Annotated in this window: 22 protein-coding genes; 12 read left to right on the top strand and 10 right to left on the bottom strand. The window is 68.0% G+C overall.

Annotated elements, in window-relative coordinates; genetic code table 11:
• Nucleotides 1-17 precede the first annotated feature (17 nt).
• The 9 genes from fliJ to fliR all read left to right on the top strand — a co-directional run bounded on the left by fliJ (nt 18) and on the right by fliR (nt 6,182).
• On the top strand, nt 18-473 hold the full coding sequence (fliJ, locus tag AC07V5_RS11975; protein WP_495115900.1) for a flagellar export protein FliJ: 456 nt from the start codon (nt 18-20) through the stop codon (nt 471-473).
• Between the two features lie 14 nt (nt 474-487).
• Nucleotides 488-1,834, top strand: coding sequence for a flagellar hook-length control protein FliK (locus tag AC07V5_RS11970; protein ID WP_495115899.1), 1,347 nt, complete (start codon nt 488-490; stop codon nt 1,832-1,834).
• 136 nt (nt 1,835-1,970) lie between these two features.
• Nucleotides 1,971-2,558: a flagellar basal body-associated FliL family protein gene (locus AC07V5_RS11965; RefSeq protein WP_495115898.1), complete on the top strand. Its 588-nt coding sequence runs from the start codon at nt 1,971-1,973 to the stop codon at nt 2,556-2,558.
• Between the two features lie 6 nt (nt 2,559-2,564).
• Nucleotides 2,565-3,569: a flagellar motor switch protein FliM gene (gene fliM, locus AC07V5_RS11960; RefSeq protein WP_495115897.1), complete on the top strand. Its 1,005-nt coding sequence runs from the start codon at nt 2,565-2,567 to the stop codon at nt 3,567-3,569.
• A complete protein-coding gene (gene fliN, locus AC07V5_RS11955) occupies nt 3,559-4,005 on the top strand; it encodes a flagellar motor switch protein FliN (RefSeq protein ID WP_495115896.1) in 447 nt (148 codons plus the stop codon). Before fliM ends, fliN begins: the two co-directional genes overlap by 11 nt.
• A gap of 67 nt (nt 4,006-4,072) precedes the next feature.
• Entirely contained in the window at nt 4,073-4,396 is a 324-nt protein-coding gene (locus AC07V5_RS11950) for a FliO/MopB family protein (RefSeq protein ID WP_495115895.1), read from the top strand.
• Nucleotides 4,386-5,132, top strand: a complete 747-nt coding sequence (fliP, locus tag AC07V5_RS11945; protein ID WP_495115894.1) for a flagellar type III secretion system pore protein FliP — start codon at nt 4,386-4,388, stop codon at nt 5,130-5,132. The genes AC07V5_RS11950 and fliP overlap by 11 nt, the downstream gene beginning before the upstream one ends.
• Before the next feature lie 2 nt (nt 5,133-5,134).
• A complete protein-coding gene (fliQ, locus tag AC07V5_RS11940; protein WP_495115893.1) occupies nt 5,135-5,404 on the top strand; it encodes a flagellar biosynthesis protein FliQ in 270 nt (89 codons plus the stop codon).
• A 13-nt stretch (nt 5,405-5,417) separates the two neighbouring features.
• Entirely contained in the window at nt 5,418-6,182 is a 765-nt protein-coding gene (fliR, locus tag AC07V5_RS11935) for a flagellar biosynthetic protein FliR (protein WP_495115892.1), read from the top strand.
• Between the two features lie 161 nt (nt 6,183-6,343).
• Here the strand turns inward: fliR and AC07V5_RS11930 are convergent, their stop codons facing one another.
• The 10 genes from AC07V5_RS11930 to AC07V5_RS11885 form a co-directional block, all read right to left on the bottom strand.
• Entirely contained in the window at nt 6,344-7,210 is an 867-nt protein-coding gene (locus AC07V5_RS11930) for a DUF4394 domain-containing protein (RefSeq protein WP_495115891.1), read from the bottom strand.
• A 103-nt stretch (nt 7,211-7,313) separates the two neighbouring features.
• On the bottom strand, nt 7,314-8,630 hold the full coding sequence (locus AC07V5_RS11925; RefSeq protein WP_495115890.1) for an ABC transporter permease: 1,317 nt from the start codon (nt 8,628-8,630) through the stop codon (nt 7,314-7,316).
• A 2-nt stretch (nt 8,631-8,632) separates the two neighbouring features.
• On the bottom strand, nt 8,633-9,802 hold the full coding sequence (locus AC07V5_RS11920; protein ID WP_495115889.1) for an ABC transporter permease: 1,170 nt from the start codon (nt 9,800-9,802) through the stop codon (nt 8,633-8,635).
• A 10-nt stretch (nt 9,803-9,812) separates the two neighbouring features.
• Nucleotides 9,813-10,511 carry an ABC transporter ATP-binding protein gene (locus AC07V5_RS11915; RefSeq protein WP_495115888.1) on the bottom strand — a complete coding sequence of 233 codons (699 nt, stop codon included), beginning with the start codon at nt 10,509-10,511 and terminating at the stop codon, nt 9,813-9,815.
• A complete protein-coding gene (locus AC07V5_RS11910) occupies nt 10,508-11,728 on the bottom strand; it encodes an efflux RND transporter periplasmic adaptor subunit (RefSeq protein ID WP_495115887.1) in 1,221 nt (406 codons plus the stop codon). The genes AC07V5_RS11915 and AC07V5_RS11910 overlap by 4 nt, the downstream gene beginning before the upstream one ends.
• Before the next feature lie 199 nt (nt 11,729-11,927).
• Nucleotides 11,928-12,440: a YfiR family protein gene (locus AC07V5_RS11905; RefSeq protein WP_495115886.1), complete on the bottom strand. Its 513-nt coding sequence runs from the start codon at nt 12,438-12,440 to the stop codon at nt 11,928-11,930.
• A complete protein-coding gene (locus AC07V5_RS11900; protein WP_495115885.1) occupies nt 12,437-14,383 on the bottom strand; it encodes a TonB-dependent receptor plug domain-containing protein in 1,947 nt (648 codons plus the stop codon). Before AC07V5_RS11900 ends, AC07V5_RS11905 begins: the two co-directional genes overlap by 4 nt.
• Before the next feature lie 19 nt (nt 14,384-14,402).
• Nucleotides 14,403-15,614: a diguanylate cyclase domain-containing protein gene (locus AC07V5_RS11895; protein ID WP_495115884.1), complete on the bottom strand. Its 1,212-nt coding sequence runs from the start codon at nt 15,612-15,614 to the stop codon at nt 14,403-14,405.
• Between the two features lie 70 nt (nt 15,615-15,684).
• Nucleotides 15,685-16,332, bottom strand: a complete 648-nt coding sequence (locus AC07V5_RS11890; protein WP_495115883.1) for a response regulator — start codon at nt 16,330-16,332, stop codon at nt 15,685-15,687.
• Nucleotides 16,329-17,486 (bottom strand): hybrid sensor histidine kinase/response regulator, encoded by a 1,158-nt coding sequence (locus tag AC07V5_RS11885; protein ID WP_495115882.1) that lies wholly within the window; start codon nt 17,484-17,486, stop codon nt 16,329-16,331. Before AC07V5_RS11885 ends, AC07V5_RS11890 begins: the two co-directional genes overlap by 4 nt.
• 198 nt (nt 17,487-17,684) lie before the next feature.
• Here AC07V5_RS11885 and AC07V5_RS11880 point away from each other — a divergent pair, with 198 nt between their 5' ends.
• The 3 genes from AC07V5_RS11880 to AC07V5_RS11870 are packed head-to-tail and all read left to right on the top strand — an operon-like array spanning nt 17,685 to nt 20,722.
• Entirely contained in the window at nt 17,685-18,152 is a 468-nt protein-coding gene (locus AC07V5_RS11880) for a hypothetical protein (RefSeq protein WP_495115881.1), read from the top strand.
• Nucleotides 18,153-18,208: 56 nt separating this feature from the next.
• Entirely contained in the window at nt 18,209-18,571 is a 363-nt protein-coding gene (locus AC07V5_RS11875; RefSeq protein ID WP_268165303.1) for a response regulator, read from the top strand.
• A gap of 24 nt (nt 18,572-18,595) precedes the next feature.
• Nucleotides 18,596-20,722 (top strand): chemotaxis protein CheA, encoded by a 2,127-nt coding sequence (locus tag AC07V5_RS11870; protein ID WP_495115880.1) that lies wholly within the window; start codon nt 18,596-18,598, stop codon nt 20,720-20,722.
• Nucleotides 20,723-20,728: the final 6 nt, after the last annotated feature.

Here is a 20,728-nt window from a genome sequence, read left to right as displayed (position 1 = left end):
TGCGCTGGAGTTTTTGAATGAGTGCAACCGCGACCGACACCCTGAGCCTGCTGCTGGAACGCGCCGAAGGCGAACGTGACACGGCCGCCCAGGCCCTGCACGCCGCCAGCGCCCAAGCCCAGGCCGCCCGAGCCCAGCATGGCGAACTGTCCGGCTACCGCCAGGACTACCAGCAGCGCTGGACACAGAGCTTCGCCCAGGCCACGACGATGGACATCGTGGCCTGCTACCAGAGCTTCGGCCAGCGCCTGAACCAGGCCGTCGACACGCAAAGCCATGTCGCCAGCCACGCCGACCAGCGCCAGGTCCGCGCCCGCGAGGCGCTGCGCCAGGCCGAACTGCGCGTTGCAGCCCTGCGCCAACTGATCGCACGCCGCCACGCCGAAGCGGCCAAGACCGACCAGCGGCGCGAGCAGCGCGCCACGGACGAATTTGCCGCCCGCGCGCATCTGCGCCGCGCGGCCCACGCCTGAGGAGGTCCGCCACCATGCTCAGCAGCGCCCATTACGTCTCACCCAAGCCGGCCGCCCTGCCGCCCGCCGCCCAACCCGCCATGCCCACGTCGGGTGCGCCAACGGGCCCCAGCTTTGCCCAGTTCCTGAGCGATCAGCCCGACCTGCTGCCGCCACCGCCCGCCCACGCCGAACCCGTGCCGGTCGCGCCCGACTCGGCCAACGAAGCGACGGCGGCACCGGCACCCGCGGCGAACACGTCGCCGGTTCGCCGCAAGGAAGGCAACGCCGCGCCCGCCAAGCCGGCCGCGCCCGCCGCTGGCCGCGCGCCCGAAGCGGCTGCCGCTTCGGCCAAGCCGGCCGACGACGCCAAGGCCTGTGATGCCGACAGCGAGACGACCGATGGCACCACCGACATCGCCCAGGCCCCGGAGACCTCGGGCCTGAACGAGTTCACGCAACTCATCGGCCTGACCGTGCCGACGCCGCAGGCTGTGCCAGTGCAGGCCGTGGCGACAGGCTTGACCGTCGCATCCAATGCCGAGGCGGCCGCAGACGCCACGCCTGCCGTCACGGGCGCCGGGACCGCGCATGCGGCCCGCCCCGGCCGAGTGGTGGACGAAGACGCCAACGATTCGGCGCCCCGCAGCAGCAACACCGAATCCGCCCCCGCATCGACCACCGAACGCCGCCCCGCCGAAGCACCCGTGCGCGCCTCGGACGCTCCACGAGTCAAGGGCATCGAGCTCGCCGCCGACAAGGCCGCGGCTGCACGCAGCGCCAGCAGCGACGCGCTGCAAGCCACAACCTCCGCGCCCGGCGATGCCAGCCCGCGCGCTGCAGCAGCACCCGATGCCATCGCGCCGAGCTTTGCCGCCGTGCTGGCCCAAGCCCTGCCCTCGGCCACCGCAACGGCCGACGCCGCGCCCGTGACCGCCACCAGCCAGGTGCATGCCGCGCTGCAGAGCAACGCCTTCGGGCCCGAACTGGCGGCCAGCGTCAGCCTGCTGGCCGTGGACGGCGTGCAGTCGGCCGAGCTGCAACTGAACCCGGCCGAGATGGGCCCGGTGGCCGTGCAGATCGTCATCGACGGTTCGCAGGCTCAGGTTTCCTTCCATGCGGCCCAGGCCGAGACCCGCCTGGCGCTGGAGCAGAGCCTGCCCGATCTGGCGGCCGCACTGCAGGGCCAGGGGCTGACGCTATCGGGCGGCGGTGTCTTCCAGCAATCGTCGCGGGATGGCAAGGGCGGCGACGCCGAGGCCGGCAACACCGACAGCCGCAGCTCGCGCGCCGACAACACCCGAGGTGGCCGCGTAGGTAGCGCCAGCGCCGCGGCGGCCAACGTACGCCGCGCTGTGGGCCTGCTCGACACATTTGCCTGAAGCTGAAGCGGGAATAGCCCCGCCCCGCTTGAGCTAATCGAGGTTTGCCCGGCGTATGCCGGGTCAATAATCAGGCGCAATGTGTCCCATGGCCCGCAGTGACGGGCTTGGGCAAAGGACCTCTCAAGGAGTTTTCATGGCGACTGCGCCGGCTGCTGAACCCGCCGCGCCCAAGGGCGGCAGCAAGAAGCTGATCATCATCCTGGCCGCCGTGCTCGTGCTCGTGCTGGTGGGTGGGGGCGCGGCCTTCCTGCTGCTCAAGAAGAAGCCCGTGGCCGAGGAAGGCGAGGACGGTGCCGAAGCCGTGGAGGCGCCCAAAGCCAAGGCTCACGCCAAGAGCGACCACCCGCCCACCTTCGTGCCACTGGACCCCTTCACGGTCAACCTGGCCGACAAGGACGTGGACCGTTTCGCCCAGATCGGCGTGACGCTGCAGGTCGAAGACCCGAAGTTCGCAGACCAGATCAAGGCCTACATGCCCGCCATCCGCAGCAACGTGCTGATGGTGCTGTCGCACAAGACCGCCGGTGAGCTGCTGACCCGCGAGGGCAAGGACCGGCTCGCCAAGGAAATCATGCGCGAGTCGGTGCGGCCGATGGGCATCGAGGTCGACGAGGAAGAAGAAGAGTCCGCCGACGCGCCGAAGAAGAAAAAGAAGAAGAAAAAGGCCGCCGTGGAAAACCCCGTGACGCAAGTCCTGTTCTCCAACTTCATCGTGCAGTAAGCGCAAATGAATCAGCAGATTCTTTCGCAAGACGAAGTCGATGCACTGCTCCAGGGCATCACCGGCGAGAGCCAGAAGCTCGAGGCCGAAGAGGAGCAGGTCGGCGGCATACGCGAGTACAACCTCGCCAGCCAGGAACGCATCGTTCGTGGGCGCATGCCCACGATGGAAATCATCAACGAGCGGTTCGCGCGCAACATCCGCGTCGGCCTGTTCAACTTCATCCGCAAGAGCCCGGAAGTCGCCATCGGCGGCATCAAGGTGCAGAAGTACAGCGCCTTCCTGCGCGAGATCGTCGTCCCGACCAACTTCAACATCGTGTCGGTGAAGCCGCTGCGCGGCAGCGGCCTGATCGTCTGCGACCCGACGCTGGTGTTCGCCGTCATCGACTCCCTCTTCGGCGGCATCGGCAAGTTCCACGCCCGCATCGAGGGCCGCGACTTCTCGCCCACCGAGCAGCGCGTCATCACGCGCATCGTCGAGGTCATCCTCACCGAGTACCACAAGGCCTGGAAAGGCATCTACCCGCTGGAGCTGGAATACCAGCGCTCGGAGATGCAGCCCCAGTTCGCCAACATCGCCACGCCCAGCGAGATCGTGGTGTCCACCTCGTTCACGCTGGAAATCGGCGAAACGAGCGGCACCATCTATTTCTGCATCCCCTACTCGACGCTGGAACCCATCCGCGACGTGCTCTACAGCACCACGCAGGGCGACTCCACCGAGCCCGACCGCCGCTGGATCAACCTGCTGAAGACGCAGATCCAGGCCGCCGAGGTCGAGCTCGTCGCCGAGCTGGGCACCGCGCCGGCCACCATCGAGCAGTTGCTGGCGTTCAAGCCCGGCGACTTCATCGAGCTGGACCTCGATCCCATGATCCAGACCAAGGTGGACGGCGTGCCCATCTTCGACTGCCACTACGGCACGTCCAACGGTCGTTACGCCCTGAAGATCGACAAGATGCTGACTGGCTCTCAGGAGAGCTGGTTGGGAGCCAAACATGAGCCCTGATTCACCCAGCCAAGACGAACAGGACGCGATGGCGGCCGAATGGGCTGCGGCCCTGGCCGAGGCTGCGCCTGCCCCTTCTGCCAACGAAGTCGTCTCCGAGGTGGCACCGGAGCAGGTGTCCACGCCCAGCTTCGCCAACTTCACGCCCACCACGGGCATGGGGCCGGGCAACGACATCAACATGATCCTGGACATCCCCGTCCAGCTGACCGTGGAACTGGGCCGCACCCGCATCCCGATCAAGAACATCCTGCAACTCGCGCAGGGCTCGGTCGTGGAGCTGGACGCGCTGGCCGGCGAGCCGATGGATGTGCTCGTCAACGGCTACCTGATCGCCCAGGGCGAGGTCGTCGTCGTGAACGACAAGTTCGGTATTCGCCTGACCGACATCGTCACGCCGTCCGAACGCATGCGCCGCCTGTCCAAGGCCGCCTGAACAACGCCGCTTTTGCGGCGCAGTTACCGGGACCGACTGCTCAAGTCGGTCCGCAAAATGCCGAGGCATGAATGCTTCCGGCCTGCTCCCCTTCCTCTGGTTCCTCGGCATCGTCGCGCTGATCCCGGTCGCGCTGTGGCTGCTCAAGCGCACGCCCATGGGCGGCGCGGCGGCAGCCGGCGTGCTGCGCGTCGTGGCCCAGTTGCCCATGGCGCCCAACCAGCGCCTGCTCGTCGTCGAGGTGGGCCAGGGCGAGGATCGCCGCTGGCTGGTGCTGGGTGCCACGGCGCAAAGCATCACGACGCTGCACACGCTGCCGCCGCAGGCCGAACCGGTCGCGCCGGCAAGCTTCGCCAAGCTGCTCAGCAAGGAGCGCGGCAATGCGGTCTAAGTTATTGCTGGGTGCCAGCCTGCTGCTGACTGCAGGCGCTGCCTTCGCGCAGAGCCAGACACCACCGGCCACGCTGCCGCTGCTGATCGGCCAGGGCGCGAGCGGCAACTACTCGGTGCCCATCCAGACCCTGCTCTTCTTCACGGCGCTGGGCTTCCTGCCCGCCGTCATCCTGATGATGACGGGCTTCACGCGCATCGCCATCGTGCTGAGCCTGATGCGCCAGGCCCTGGGCACACAGGCCGCACCGCCCAACCAGGTCATCGTGGGCCTGTCGCTGTTCCTGACCTTCTTCGTCATGAGCCCGACGCTGGACAAGGTCTACGAGCAGGCCTGGCAGCCCTACAGCACCGGCGCCATCCAGTTCGACGAGGCCTTGAAGCGCGCCGAAGTGCCGATGCGCGGCTTCATGCTCAAGCAAACCCGCCAGGCCGACGTGGCGCTGTTCTCGCGCCTGGCCAAGCTGGACAGCAGCATCAAGCCCGAGGACGTGCCCTTCAAGGTGCTGGTGCCGGCCTTCGTGACGAGCGAGCTGAAGAGTGCCTTCCAGATCGCCTTCCTGATCTTCATCCCCTTCCTCGTCATCGACATGATCGTGGCGAGCGTGCTGATGAGCCTGGGGATGATGATGTTGTCACCGGTGCTCGTCGCCCTGCCCTTCAAGCTGATGCTGTTCGTGTTGGCGGATGGGTGGAATCTTCTTCTTGGCTCGTTGGCCGCTAGCTTTGTGACCTGACCATGGATGCACAACAAGTCTTCACCTTCGGCCAGCAAGGCCTGTACATGCTGCTGCTGGTGTCAGCGCCCATCCTCATCGTCGTGCTGCTCGTTGGCGTCGTCGTCAGCGTCTTCCAGGCGGCCACGCAGATCAACGAGGCGACGCTGTCCTTCGTGCCCAAGGTCATCGGCGCCGTGCTGACGCTGGCCGTCGCGGGGCCCTGGATGATGACGACGCTGGTGGAGTACATCCAGCGGACGTTGATGACAATTCCGAACGTCGTCGGCTGAAGCTCCAAGTCCGATGTTCAGCGTCACCGAAGCCCAGTTGCTGGCGTGGTTGAACCCGCTGCTCTGGCCTTTCATCCGCACGCTGGCGCTGTTCGCCGGCATGCCCACCTTCAGCCAGCGCAACGTCCCCCTGCGCCTGCGCGTGGGGCTGTCCCTCTTCATCGCCGTCGCGGCCCAGCCCTCGCTGCCCGAGATCCCGGTCACGCCGCTGGACTCCCTGCCGATGCTGACGCTGCTCATCGCCCAGCAACTGCTGATCGGCCTGTCCATGGGTTTCGCCGTGCGCATCGTGTTCGCGGCGCTGGAGTTCGCCGGTGAAATCATCGGCCTGCAGATGGGCCTGAACTTCGCCGGCTTCTTCGACCCCGGCACCGGTGCCCAGGGCACGGCCAGTGCGCGCTTCTTCGGCAGCATGGTGGCCTTCCTGTTCATTGCCATCAACGGCCACCTGCTGCTGATCAATGCACTGGTGCAGAGCTTTCACGCCTTCCCGGTGGGCGGCGAGCCCTTCGCCTTCCTGCGCGCGGCCACGCCGCAGAAGTGGGGCGCCGAGATCTTCAGCATCGGGCTGTGGATCGCGCTGCCGCTGATCACGATGCTGATGTTCGTCAACCTCGTGCTCGGCGTCATTTCGCGCGTCGCGCCGCAGATCGGCGTCTTCTCGGTCGGCTTCCCGCTGACCGTCAGCATCGGCCTGATCGGCATGGTGGCCACGCTGCCGCTGATGCAGACACCCTTCACCGTGGCTCTTGAGCGTCTGCTGGCAGCGTTCAGCTAGGCTTTGCCGAGCTTGGCGAGGATGGTTCGGGCCGAGCGCCGGGCCGCTCCCAAGCCGGCCCGTCGGGCGATGCGTGACGGTCGATCCGGCACGCATCGCCGTCCCCTCGGGGGACCGACCAGGCTTGCCTGCGTTCAGCGCGGCAAGACTGGGCGAGGGGCTCAGCCCCGGCGGCGGCGCAGCACGGCCAGGCCGAGCATGCCCAGGCCCATCAGCGCATAGGTCTGCGGCTCCGGAACGGCACTGACGGTCAAGCCCGACAGCGTGCCGTTGTAGGTGCCGACCAGCGTGGCTGCGCCCGTGCCCAGGTTGATGCTGTAGATGCCCGTGGCCAGCGAGGTGCCGGCGTCGACATTCAGGGCCGCGTAGGCCTGGCCGTTGCCCAGGATCTCGAAGCCGTTGGCCTTGAGCACGTCCACGCCCAGTGCGCCCACCGTCGTGATGACGGGTGTGTTGAAGGCCGAGGACGCCATGGCCAGCGTGTCGTTGTTGCTGTCGATGTAGTACAGCGCGGTGCTGGCCGGCGCGGCGACGGGCATCAACGTGGCGTTGGTGTAGGCCACGCCCGAGAAGCCGGTTGCGATGGTGTTGGCCGCGTTGCCGACCACGCCGGTGGCGGCATTGATCGCGAAGTTGCTGCCGGCCGAACTGACCAGGCGCAGCGACGCACCGGTGCCGAAGTCGGCCACCGGGTTGAAGTCGATGCCGTAGCCGAGGTTGGCCTGGATCACTGGCGCGCTCAAGGCGGCAACCAGCGTGGCCGCGCCGGTCAGCTCGTCGATCGTGTAGAGCTGGTTGGACAGGCTGACGCCGTAGACCTTGCCATCCTTGGGCCGGGTGTCGATGCCGACGAGGCGGTCACCGGCGGCCAGGCCGGTGATGTTCATGTTGACCGCGGCGCCGATGTTGGTCGTGTCGATGCGGCTGATCTGGTTCTGACTGTTCAGGCCGATCAGCGTGACGGCCTGCGACGAGGCGCAGACGAGGAAAGCCGCCGCGGCGAGCGCGGTGCGTAGCGAAGAAGTCATGGGAAGGCTCCTGGTGAGGGTGGTGGGGACGAACCCCACTGCCTACGGCCAGGTGCCATGCGCCGGATGCGTAATCCGGCGCCCTCCCCCTAACTTGTCTGCCTCAAGCCTCTCTCAGTGCCGTCGTCACTGGCAGGCTGGCCGCCCGCACGGCCGGGAACAACCCGCCAACGAAGCCGATGGCCAGCGCCCACTTGATGCCTTCCCACAGCAGCCCAGGCGACACGGCCAGGTTGAAGCTGAGCTTGCCGACCGAGCCGGCCGACATCGTGGAGGCCTCGAAACCGTTGAACAGCAGCCAGGCCACGAAGCCGCCGATCAGCCCGCCGATGAGCGCCAACAGCGTCGTCTCCAGCATCACGGCCACAACGACCGGCAGGCCACGGAAGCCGATGGCGCGCAGCGTGGCGATCTCGCGGGCCCGCGTGGCCACAGCGGCGAACATGGTGTTCAGCGCCCCGAACACCGCGCCCACGGCCATGATGGAGCCGACCGTGATGCCGATGATGCGCAGGATCTTGGTCATCTGCTCACCCTGCTTGGAGAAGAACTCCAGCGTCGTGCTGGCCTTGACCTTGAGCTGCGGGTTGCCTTCCAGCGCGGCGCTGAAGGCCTTGATGGCCGCCGGGTTCTCCAGCTTGACCGTCGCCGAGTTGCGGCCACTGCCACGCTTGTAGGTGTCGTTGACGACGTTGGCATCGGCCCAGAGCTCGGACTCCATCGAGTCGCCCGAGGCGAAGATGCCGACGATGGTCCAGGGCTGGTTGCCCAGCTTCAGGCTGGACCCCACCGTGAGCCCCTCGAACTGCCGCACCGCCCCCTTGCCGACGATGATCTCGCGCAGCCCCGGCTGGAAGGTCTTGCCCTCGATGATCTTGACGTTGGCGCGCACGGCGAAGGCGGCCTCGCTGATGCCGCGCACCTGGGCGCTGCCGGCGTCGCCGGTCTTGCTGCCCCTGATGGGCAGGTTGGCCGCCACCACGGTTTCGGCCGAGATGATGGGCTCGCCCTTGGCGTTGCGGGCCACGCCGGGCGCCTGCTCGATCTGCACGATGTCCTCGCGGCTCAGCGAGGACGAAACCTCGTTGGCCGAGGCGCCGCGCATGACGATGGCCGTGTCCAGGCTGCCGGAGTTGCGCAGCGTCTGGGCATAGCCCTCGGCCATGGCCAGCAAGGCCACCAGCACACCCACCACGCCGGCGATGCCGACCACGATGACGGCCGACGAACCCAGCCGCTGCGTCAGCGTGCTGATGCCCACCGCCGTGACCGAGCGAGCCTGCGCACCGCTGCGGAACAGGAACATCCACAGCGCCAGCAACACGGCGGCCGCCAGCGCCCCGTACCAGGGCAGGAAGATCCAACCGACCAGCAGCGCGACCGTGAGGAGGAAGAGTCCGAGGTTCTTCAGGAATTTCATGGTCAGGCCCTCCCCGCCAGGGCGTCGGTGATGTTGACGCGCATCGCGCGCAGTGCGGGCAACGCGCCGACGGCCAGGCCGAACACCAGGGCCAGGCCCACGCCGATCGCCCAGCTGCTGAGGCCGGCGGCCGGCAGGTTCAGCGCACCCCCACTGCCCGCGCTCGCGGCGGGCCCGATGACGCTGGCCAGCCCGAGGCCGACGACGCCGCCGATCAGCAGCAGCAGCACCGACTCGGCCAGCACCATGGACAGCACGCTCTCGCCCGAGAAGCCCAGCGTCTTCAGCACCGCGATCTCGCCGGTGCGTTCCCGCACGGCCTGCATCATGGTGTTGCCGGCCAGCAGCAGCAGCGTGAAGAACACGGCGCCCATGATGGACGTGACGATGAGGTTGATGTCGGCCAGCTGCCTCATCCAGCTGGACATCGCGGCCTGCTCGGTCAGCGTGCGGGTCTCATGGTCGGAGTTGGCCGAGATCTCGTCGATGGCCTTGAGCACGCGGTCGGCCTGGTTCACGTCCTTCACGCGCGTCACGTACCAGCCCACCTGACCCTGGTTCCAGGGCGTCGTGTCGTCGAAGTACTTCCAGTTCAGCAGGAACATCTGGTCGTACCAGGCGCCGGTCTTCTTGTCGGCCACGTGGATGATCCCGGCGATCTTGAACGGCCAGTTCTGGCTGCCGTTCTTGTCCGGGAAGATAGTGGACTGCATCGGGATCTGGTCGCCCACCTTCCAGCCGAACTTCTTCGCCAGGCCTTCGCCGACGAGGGCGCCGTCCTTGGTTTCGGCGAACGCCTTGCGGTGCTCGGCCGACACCTCCATCTCGGGATAGATGTCGAGGTAGTTGGGCGAGACGGCGAAGCTGAAGACCTGGTTCTCGGGCTTTTGATAAGCGCCGCCGAACCAGTTGGCGAAGGCCACGTCCTTCACGCCGTCGATCTGCGAGATGCGTGCGGTCAGCGACATGGGCAGCAGCTGGATGAAGCTGATCTTGGCGCCCGTCTGCAACCGCTGTGCGCCATTCGCACTCTTGCCCGCCTGGTCGAAGCCGACGCGCACCGCGTCCAGCAGCCCGAACAGCAGGAAGGCCGTGACGATGGACACCAGGGTCAGGAAGGTCCGCAGCTTGCGCCGGAACAGTGCTGCCCAGATGAGGTGGAGGTATTTCATCGCGGGCTCCTTAAGCCAGCGCCTCGGCGGCGGTCACCAGCGTGCCCTTGTCGAGGTGCAGCGTGTGGCTGGCACGGGCGGCGGCGCGCGGGTCATGGGTGACCATGACGATGGTCTTGCCATGCTCGCGGTTCAACGCCTGCAGCAGCGTCAGCACGTCTTCAGCCGATTGCCGGTCCAGGTCGCCGGTGGGTTCGTCGCAAACCAGCAGCGTCGGGTCCGACACGATGGCCCGCGCGATGGACACGCGCTGCTGCTGGCCGCCCGACAGCTCGGTCGGCTTGTGGGAGGCGCGGTCGGCCAGGCCCACCAGCTGCAGCGCAATCGACGCGCGCTTCTTGCGCTCACCGGCCGACAGTTTGGTCAGCAGCAGCGGCAGCTCGACATTCTTCTGCGCCGACAGCGTGGGCATCAGGTTGTAGAACTGGAAGATGAAGCCGACCCGGGACGCACGCCATTTGGCCAGCGCCGCGCCGCCGAGCTTGTCGATGCGCTCGCCGCCCACCGTGATGGCGCCGCCACTGGGCGTGTCCAGGCCGCCGATCAGGTTGAGCAGCGTGGTCTTGCCCGAGCCCGACGGGCCCATCAGCGCGAGGAAGTCGCCCTGCTGCACGTCCAGGTCGATGTGGTGCAGCACCTCAAGCTTCTGCTTGCCGCGGGTGTAGACCTTGGAGAGATCGCGGACCTCGATCAAAGCGCTCATGCTCATTCCTTGTTGGAGACGGTTGAACCCTGTTTCAGCTCGGCGGGCGGCGACACGACAACCGTCTCCCCTGCCTTCACACCTTCGGTGGCGAGCCGGAACTTGCCGACATCGCTTCCCAGCTTCACCGCGCGCTGCTCGGCGCGGTTGTCGTGAACGACGAACACGACGGACGCGCCATCGCGCCCGACGACCGCGTCGGGCGGCAGCAGCACGCCGGCTACCGGCTTGGCCTCGACCTTGGGCTTGGCCGCCAGGAAGCTCACGCGCACGCCCATGTCGGGCACGACGCGGTCGTCCTTCTTCTCCAGCGCCACGCGCACCTTGACGGTGGCCTTGCCGCGGTCGGCGCTCGGGATGACGGCCACGACGTGGGCCGGGATCTTCCAGTCCGGGTAGGCGTCGAGCACGGCCTCGCAGGGCATGTCGGCCTTGACCTGGGCGATGTAGGCCTCGTTGACGTCCACATTCACTTCCAGCGAGTCCATGTCGACGATGGTGCCCACGCCCGTGCGGGTGAAGCCACCGCCGGCGGACAGCGGCGAGATGATCTCGCCCACCTGGGCCGCACGTGCCGTGACGACGCCGTCGAAGGGCGCCTTCACGGTGGCGTAGTCGAAGTTCACACGGGCAATGCGGGCCTGGGCCTGGGCGGCCTCGACCTGACGCTGCGCTGCTTCCAGCTGGGCGGACACGGTCTTCACGGCGGTCGCGGACTGCTCGCGGGACTGGCGCGTCGTCATGCCGCTGGCATTCAGCTCGGCCTGGCGGCGCTCGTCGGCCTGGGCCTGGGCGAGCTGGGCACGCACCTGGCCGAGATTGGCTTCGGCCGTGCGGATCTGGGCTTCGGCCGATGCAAGGCCGGCCCTCAGCCCGGTGTCGTCCAGCCGGGCCAGCACCTGCCCCTTCTTGACCTTGAAGCCTTCGTCGATCAGCACCTCGGTCAGCGTGCCGGTCATCTGGGCCGAGACCGTCGCCATGCGGCGCGCCGTCACATAACCCGTGGCCTGCAGGACGGCATCGGTGTTCGCACCCTGGCCGTTGGCGCGCACGCTGGTGGTCTGCACGGCGATGGGCTTGCTGCCCGCCCAGTACCACCAGGCTGCACCACCTGCCAAGGCCAGCACGATGACGGCGGCCAGCAGGCCCCAGATCCATTTCGGCGGCCCGCCGCCGTCATGGTCCTCGCGATGCGCACCGTCGATGCGCAGCTCTTTCAACAATCCGGTATCGATGACACGCCCCCTGAACAGTTGGCTTGGGCCGACCTCCCGGCCCGCAGCAGCACCGGCCTTTCGGCCACCCATTTGGAACCGGGCGCATTTTGCAGTGGCTACTGCCACAAGGTGTCATCAATCGATAAACGGCAGCCGGAGCTGGCGAATCGACAGCCAAGCGCGATGAACGGCAAGTTCCTCGGCGTTAACGCACCTCGCGGGCCAGCTTCAGCACCGGCGCCGCCAGGCTGAGGCCGCGCTTCTTGGACTCGCCGTGGTTGACGGCGAAGGCCATGCCCTGCGGCTCGTTGATCAGCGCGATGCAGACACCGGCGCGCATCGCCTCGGGGCTGGTTGCCACGACGAGCACGGCCGCGTCGCCGACGGCCGCGATCCACTGGCGCAGCGTCGCCGCGTCCGGGTGGCCGAGCAACAGCACCTGGCAGTCGCGCGCCGCATCCCGCGGCTCGCTCAGCGCCCTGACCTTGATCTGCGCGCCACCCACCGCCCGGCTGGCGAGCGCGCGCACCGCCTCCAGCCCGGCGGGTTGCAGGCCGGCCGCGCACAGCGACAGCGTCGGGCTTTCCGCCACCGGGGCGGGCCATTGGGTGTACTGGGCCAGGCGCAGCACGAAGGCGGCGCGCAGCCTGTCTTCATCCAGGCTGTCGGCGCTGGCCGCAACAGCGGCCACGGCCAACAGCAGCGGCCAGGGTTTCAAGGGGCGTCTCCACGCCAGGTCAGGCCTGCCTGCCAGCGCGTGCCACTGTGCTGCAGGGGGGCGCTGTAGCCGGTGGCACTGGCCTCGGCGTAGGCGCGGCCGCCCACGTTCTCGGCGCCGACGAAGAAGTCCCAGCGCCGGCTCGGCTGCCACAGCAGGTGGGCCTGGTGCTGGGCATAGCCGGGCAGGCGCTCGTCGCCGATGCGCTGGGTCGTCGCCCAGCCGTTGACGGACAGGCGCAGCGCCGAGACAAGCGGCATCTGCAGCGCCCACTTCAGCGTCTGGTTGGGGCTGTAGCCCTGGCGGCTGCCGTCCGCTGCGTGGTTGCGTTGCCCCATCAGGCTGAGCTGCAGCTGCCAGCCCTCGCCCCAGTGGCCGTTCAGGCCCAGCTCGACGCCGCGCGAGTGGGCGACGGGCGTGTTGGCAAACGGCTTGTCGCCGCCGCGCTCGATGAAGTTGACGAGATGGCTGCTGAACAGCGAGGCCTGCCAGCTCCAGGTGCCGGCGGCAATGCCGGCCAGGCCTGGCAGGGGCCCCTGCCAGGCCAGCTCCATCGTGCGCAACCGCTCGGGCCGTGGCGGCTCGGCGCCGGCGCCCTGGTTGTAGGCATGCTCGAAGCGGTTGGGCGCCCGGAAGGCCGTGCCCCACATCAGCTTCAGGCTCTGACCCGGTTCGGGTGACCAGACCCAGGCCGCGCGCGGGTTCCAGCTCGAATCACCGCCGCGCACACCGTCCTGGCGCAGGCCCAGCACCAGGCGCTGGCGCTCCGCCAGCCGCCACTCGTCCTGCACATAAAAGCCCAGCCGCCGCGACGCGTAGTTCTCGTCGGTCGGCGGCTGGCCGAGGTAGACGAAGCGAAAGCGCTGCACGCCGTCGCGCTGCCAGTCCATGCCGACGCTGGTGGTGTGGCTGTCGCCGCCGGGGCCGCCCCAGGCGCGCGCCACTCGCAGCTCGCCCAGCCACCAGCGGCCCAAGGCCTCGAAGCGGCTGGTGCGCAGCTCGGGCTCGTTGTCGTCGGCCTGCTCGGAGCGGTAGCGCGACTGCTGCCAGGCCAGGCCCAGGTGCAGGTCCCAGTCGGCCACGCGGCCTTCCCAGCCGGCCTGGGCGTAGTTCTCACGCAGCGAGTTCACGCTGCCGGTGATGTCGCCCGACTTGGGCAGGAAGCTGTACAGACCTCTCTCCCGCTGCGTGCCACCGAAGCGCAGCGACAGGCCACCGGCGCGCCCGCCAAGCAGCCAGCGCCGCGCACGGTCCCACTCCAGTGGTTCCAGCCGGGCGTGGTACTCCTCGGGCTCGCCAAAGGCCAGCGGCGGATGGGGTTCCTCGTCGCTGCTGAAGGCGGCCAGCCATTCGGCGCCGCTGTCCAGGCGCTGGGCGTAGCTCAGCCGGGTGCTGACCTGGCCGCGCGGCGACAGCACGACGTGGGCCTGCGGGCCGGCGAGCGTGTCGGCGCGCTGGGTGACGATGTTGACGACGCCCAGCAGCGCATTGCCGCCGTACAGCGCCGAGCCCGGCCCGGGCGTGAACTCGACGCGGTCGATGAGGCTGACGTCGACGAAGAACTCTCGGTTGATGGGGCCGGCGTCGTAGAGGTTGTCGTTCAGCCGCAGGCCGTCCAGCAAGAAGAGCACGCGGCCATTGAAATCGCCGGGTGCCACGCCGCGCACGGCGACGCGCGTGAACTCGTCGTCCTGGCGCACCTCCAGCCCCGGCATGCGGCGCAGCACATCACCCAGGTTGCGCAGGCCCAGGCGGGCGATGTCCTGGCGGCTGACGACGTGGGTGACGGCGGGTGCGAGGTCGGCGCTCTGGGCCTGGCGCGACGCCGTGCTGACGGCGAGCTCTGCGGCGGCGCCACGGCGCTCGGTGCGCAGCAGGTCTTCCAGGCTGGGGATGTCGGGAGGCTGGGCCTGAGCCAGGGCGGGGTTGCCCAGCAGCAGCAAAGCGCAAAGAGTGCAGAGCTCAAGGCCCCGCAGGATGCTCGCTGACCGCCCTGCGATAGGTGTTCTTGCCGGCATGCTTGGCAGCGTACATGGCGGCGTCCGCAGCGCACAGCAGGGACTGCGGGTCGGTTGCGTCATCAGGCACGAAAGCCAGGCCCAAGGTGGCCCCGACGGGCGCCACCTCGCCCTGGATGACGAGAGGTTCACGCACGCTGGCGATCAGCCGGACGGCCAGATGCTCGACGGCTTCGGGCTCGGCCACGTCGGCAACGAGCAGGGCGAACTCGTCGCCGCCGAGGCGGAACAGCGTGTCGCTGGCGCGCAGCACGCCGCTCATGCGCCGGCTGACCTCGATGAGGACGGCGTCCCCCGCCGCATGGCCCAGGCTGTCGTTGACGCCCTTGAAGTTGTCCAGGTCGATGAAGAGCAGGGCCAGGCGTTGCGCGCCGGCATGCTGGGGGTGGTGCAGGTCGACGAAGAGGCGCTCCAGCGTCAACTCGAAGGCCAGGCGGTTGGGCAGACCGGTCAGCGTGTCGCGGTGGGCCAGTTGCTGCATCGCGCGGCCGGTCTGCTGCTCCTGCGCGAGCTGCTGGTTCATGTCCTCGTGCCAGACCTCGATGCGCCGGAGCATGCCGTTGAAGCGCTCGGCCAGCCGGCCAACCTCGTCGTGCTCGCGCACCGGCGCGCGCAGGCTGTAGTCCTGGCTGGTCGCCACGCGCTCGGCCAGGCGCGACAGCGCGATCAGCGGCGCCAGCGCCCGCCGCTGCGTCCAGCGCAGCAGCAAGCTGGCGCCGAGCAGCGACAGGGCCAGCACGGTGACGGCACCGACCGCCAGCCGCAGCAGCGTTGCGTTCAGCGCATCGAAGGACTCCTGCCAGTCGAGGCTGCCGATGCGCTCGCCCTGCAGTTGCACGGGCACGACGAGGCGCAGGCCGCGCCAGTCGACCTGCAGCGGCACATCGACCCAGGGCGCGGACGCTGCCGCGCCGGGCCAGTAGGCAAAGCCCTCGCCACCGGGCTGGCGCACCACCAGGCTCTGCAGGCCCTCGCGGCGGCTGAACGTGACCAGGGCGTCTCGCGTGGCCTGGCGGTCGTGGAATGCCAGGGCCGGCGCCAGGTTCTCGGCCAGCAACTGGGCCGACTGCTCGGCGCTCTTCAACTGGGCCTCGCGCAGGCTGTGATGCACCCAGGCGGCCAGGGCCAGCGCACTCAGCAGCAGGGCCGCGCCCATGACGGCGACGCTGAGTCGCGTCAGCCGCCTGACCAGCGAGGGCCGGCGGCGCGGGCTTCTTGCAGGCCCTTCAGCTGGCGACGAGTCCGTTGCGGATGGCATAGACCGTCAACTCTGAGTTGTTGGTCAGCCCGAGCTTCTCCAGCATGCGGGCGCGGTAGACGCTGACCGTCTTGGGGCTGAGCATCAGCTCCTCGGCGATGTCCGACAGCCGCTTGCCCGAGGCGATCATGACGAGCGTCTGCAGCTCCCGGTCGGAGAGCTTGTGGTGGGCCTGCTCGGTGACGGGCGCGGTCAGGCTCTCGACCAGCATCTGCGCGATCTCGGGCGTTACGTATTTGCGGCCCTGGGCCACCGTGCGCACGGCCTGCACCAGCGTCGCCGGGTCCCCGCCCTTGTTGACGTAGCCGTAGGCGCCGGCACGCAGCGCGCGGATGGCGTACTGGTCCTCGGGGTACATGGACACGATCAGCGTGCGCACCGGGTTGCCCTCTTCCTTGAGCACATGCAGCACGTCCAGGCCGCTGCGGCCGGGCATGTTGATGTCCAGCACCAGCACGTCGCAGGGGTTGTCCTTGCCCAGCGTGTGCAGCAGGCCGCGCAACTCGGTGTAGTCGCCAGCCTCGCCGACGACCTCGATGTCCTGGGAATCCGCCAGCGTGTCGCGGATGCCGCGGCGGATCAGGCCGTGGTCGTCGCAGAGGATGACCTTGATCACACGCGTCCCCAGATGGAGTTGCCGTCATCCTTGCCGAAGTCGGTCGAGTCGTCCAGTGCGTCGATGGCGTCCTGTGCCAGCGGAACGGTCAGGATCAGGCTGGTGCCGCCGCCCGGCGGGCTCGACAGGTCGACCCAGCCCCCCACAGTGGCCGCGCGCTCGTGCAGGCCGCGGATGCCGAAGGACCGCTCCTTGGTCAGGTCGTTGGGGCCCATGCCACGGCCGTCGTCGCGGATCTCCAGTGTCAGCACGCCGGAGTCCAGGCTGAGCTCGACATCGACCCGGGTTGCCAGGGCATGCTTGGACACATTCGTCAGCGCCTCCTGTGCCGTGCGGTAGGCCACCAGCGGCACGCCGGGCGGCAGCCCCAGCCGCTCGTCACCCAGACGCAGGCCGGCCTCGATGCCGGTGCGCCGCTCGAAGCGCGCCGTCATCCACTGCAGCGCGGCCACCAGCCCCTGCTCCAGGATGGCCGGGCGCAGGTTGTGCATGATGCGCTGGCTGGCATCGATGGCCGAGTTGACCGTCTCCAGGGCCGCGGCGACGCGCTGGCGCACCTCGGGCTCCTGGGCGTGGCGGTCGATCCAGGCGAGGTCGAACTTGACGGCCGTGAGCGATCCGCCGACGTCATCGTGGATCTCGCGCGCGATGGCCGCCCGCTCCAGCTCGACGCTGGTCTGCAGATGGCCGGCGAGCTCATGCAGGCGCTGCTTGGACTTGACGAGCTCCCGGTCCGCCGCGAGGCGGGCGCGCTCGTTCTCGGCCGCGTCGATGGCGTGCAGCAGGGCAGGCGCGAGGCGATTGAGGTTGTTCTTCAGCAGGTAGTCGGACGCCCCGTTGCGCATCGCGCCAACGGCGGTGTCCTCGCCGATCTCGCCCGAGACAAGAATGAAGGGCACGGTGCGCTGGCGAGCCTTCAGCGCCTCCAGCACATCCAGGCCCGAGTAGCCCGGCAGGTTGTAGTCCGAGATGATGGCGTCCCACGAACGCTCCAGCGCTGCCAGCACCGCGGGCAGTGCGTCCAGCCTCTCCATGTCGACCTTCAGCCCGGCACGGGAGAGCTGGGCAAAGATGAGTTGATGGTCGAGTTCGGAGTCCTCGACATGCAGCACGCGCAGGACCCTGGGGGCCTGATCCAGACCAGAAATCGTCATGGGGCAGCAGTATGCCGCGCGCCGAGACAGGCAGCCGGCGCCACACTCAACGCAGTTCAGACCGGTAATACGGCTCGTTCTCGCGACATCTCCAGGTCGACAGGTGCCGAAAAACAAGTGAACATGCCATGATGCATTTGCCCTGAGGGTATCCACAGGGCATCGGGACAAGAAGCAGCATCCCCTCGCGGAGAAACGATGCAGACAGAACCATCCACCGCCGCCGATTTCGATGGAGCTGCGGCCGCCATGCCGCTGCTGGCGGCAGCGGAACTGCAGGATCACCTGATGACGGTGACGCACGACCTTGAGCGCCTGCAGCGCCTGCTCGACGACGCCGGTGAGGCCCTGTCCACGCATTTCTACAGCGCGTCCAGCCAGGCCATGACCTTGCTAAGTACCAGCGACGGCACACCCGCCTCCGACGGGCTCAAGCAGATCATGCAGGACATCGCCGGCGCGATCACTGCGCTGCAATTCCAGGACATGGCGACGCAGTTGATCGCCCACACCAGCCAGCGCTTGCGCAACTGCGCCGACCAGTTGGCCCGTGACACCTTCGGCATGGACGACGAGGACGGCGCGGCTGTTGTCGAGATTGCGCCGCTGCGTCCCAATCCAGTGACTCAAGACGAGATGGACGCCGGCTCCATCGAGCTTTTCTGAATCCCCCGGTCAATTTCCAGCCCCCAGGCACTACACGTTCCCTCGGAGAAAACTAAATGCACTCAATCCTCGCTGTCGACGACTCCGCCTCGATGCGCCAGATGGTGGCCTTCACGCTCAAGAACGCCGGCTTCAACGTGGTGGAAGCAGTGGACGGACAGGACGCCTGGGAAAAATCCGGCCAGCGCGATTTCGACCTCGTGCTGACCGACCAGAACATGCCGCGCATGGATGGCATCAGCCTGACCAAGAAGCTGCGCGAGAACCCGAAGTTCAAAACCACGCCCATCCTGATCCTGACTACCGAGTCCAGCGACACGATGAAGCAGGCTGGCCGCGCCGCAGGCGCCACCGGCTGGCTGGTCAAGCCTTTCGACCCGGCCAAGCTGATCGAAGTGATCGGCAAGGTTATCCGCTGAAGTCCGTCCCAAGGGAGAACAGCCATGGGTGACATGACCACCGAAGGCGCCAGCATCAGTGCTGGCATCGACCTCAGCCAGTTCTATCAAGTCTTCTTCGAAGAAGCTGGAGAGAACCTCGACAACATGGAGCAGCTGCTGCTCAATGTGAATGTCGAAGAGGCCGACGACGAAGAACTGAACGCCATCTTCCGCTGCGCCCACTCCATCAAGGGTGGCGCAGCGACTTTCGGCTTCTCGGACGTTGCCGAGCTGACCCACCAGATGGAGACGCTGCTGGACAAGCTGCGCCGCCACGAACTGCAGCCCAACGCCGCCATGGTGGACGTGCTGCTGCAGTCGGGCGACGCGCTGCGCGCTCAGCTGGGCCGCCATCAGGGCTCGGGTGGCGACCTCATCGACACGACCGACCTGCTCATCAGCATCAAGAGCTTCGTCGAGGGCGGCGGCGCACCGGCCGCTGCCGCACCGGCGCCCAAGGCCGCCGCAGCAGCCGCACCCGTCGCCGCTGCGGCCCCTGCCGCAGGCGTCAAGCCGGGCACGCGCCTGCTGGAGCTGCAGGTCGGCCCGCTGACCGATCTGACCCTGGCCGACAACCTCGTCGAGCTGTTCAAGGAAATCACCGACCTCGGCACCATCGAACCGCTGGACGCCGGGCAGAGCTCGGACGGCATGCGTCGCTTCAAGGTGCTGACCAGCTCGACCGACAACGATCTGCTGGACCTCTTCACCTTCCACGTCGCCCGTGAACAGGTCAAGCTGATGCCGCTGGGCACCGGCTTCGGCTTCTACGACGGCGCCCCTGGCGCGCCGCCGGCCGAGGCACCGTCCGGAGACCCGGGCTACGGCTTCTTCGACGACGCGCCCGGCGTGCCCGTCGGCGCTGCTGCGCCCGCACCTGCCGCCGAGGCAGCGCCCACGGCCGCCATCGTGCCGACCCGTGCGGCCACGCCCGCTGCCAAGGCCGACTCCAAGCCCGCGGCCATGGACCAGACGACGCTGCGCGTCTCCATCGAGAAGGTCGACCAGCTCATCAACCTCGTCGGTGAGCTCGTCATCACCCAGGCCATGCTGGCCCAGAACAGCCGCGAGCTCGATCCCGCGCTGTACCAGCAGCTGACCTCGGGCCTGGCCGACCTAGAGCGCAACACGCGCGACCTGCAAGAGTCGGTCATGTCGATCCGGATGATTCCGATGTCGACGGTGTTCAACCGCTTCCCGCGCATGCTGCGCGACCTGGCGGCCAAGCTGGGCAAGAAGGTCGAGCTGGTCACGCAAGGTGAAGCGACCGAACTGGACAAGAGCCTGGTCGAGAAGATCACCGACCCGCTGACCCACCTGGTGCGCAACAGCTGCGACCACGGCATCGAGATGCCGGAGGACCGTGTCGCGCGCGGCAAGTCCGAGCAGGGCACGATCACGCTGGTGGCCTCCCACCAGGGCGGCAGCATCGTCATCGAGGTGCGCGACGACGGCCGGGGCCTGAACCGCGACAAGCTCATCAAGAAGGCCCGCGAGAAAGGCATCGACGCGCCGGACACGATGACGGACACCGAGTGCTGGAGCCTGATCTTCGCGCCTGGCTTCTCCACCGCCGAACAGGTCACGGACGTGTCCGGCCGCGGAGTGGGCATGGACGTCGTCAAGAAGAACATCACGTCGCTGGGCGGCACGGTCGAGATCGACTCGGCCGAAGGCTACGGCATGAAGGTCTCGGTGCGCCTGCCGCTGACGCTGGCCATCATGGACGGCATGAGCGTGGGCGTGGGTGACGAGTGCTACATCCTGCCGCTGTCCTCTGTCGTCGAATCCTTCCAGGTGCAGTCCGACACCATCAAGACCGTCGCCGGCTCCGGCCGCGTCGTCGAGGTGCGTGACGAGTACATGCCGGTCATCGAGCTCGAGAAGGTCTTCGACGTGCCGCGCTTCGACTTCGAGCACGTCAGCTCAATCATGGTTGTCGTCGAGGCCGAAGGCGGCCGCGTCGCGCTGCTGGTTGACGAACTCCTCGGCCAGCAACAGGTCGTCGTGAAGAACCTCGAAGCGAACTACCGCAAGGTCAACGACGTCTCCGGCGCAACGATCATGGGTGACGGCCGCGTGGCCCTGATCCTGGACGTTGGCAGCCTCGTGCGCCGCTCGCGCCACTAACAAACC

The organism is Roseateles sp. GW821-FHT02E12 (assembly GCF_059421665.1).
This window is presented reverse-complemented; position numbering and strand designations above follow the sequence as displayed.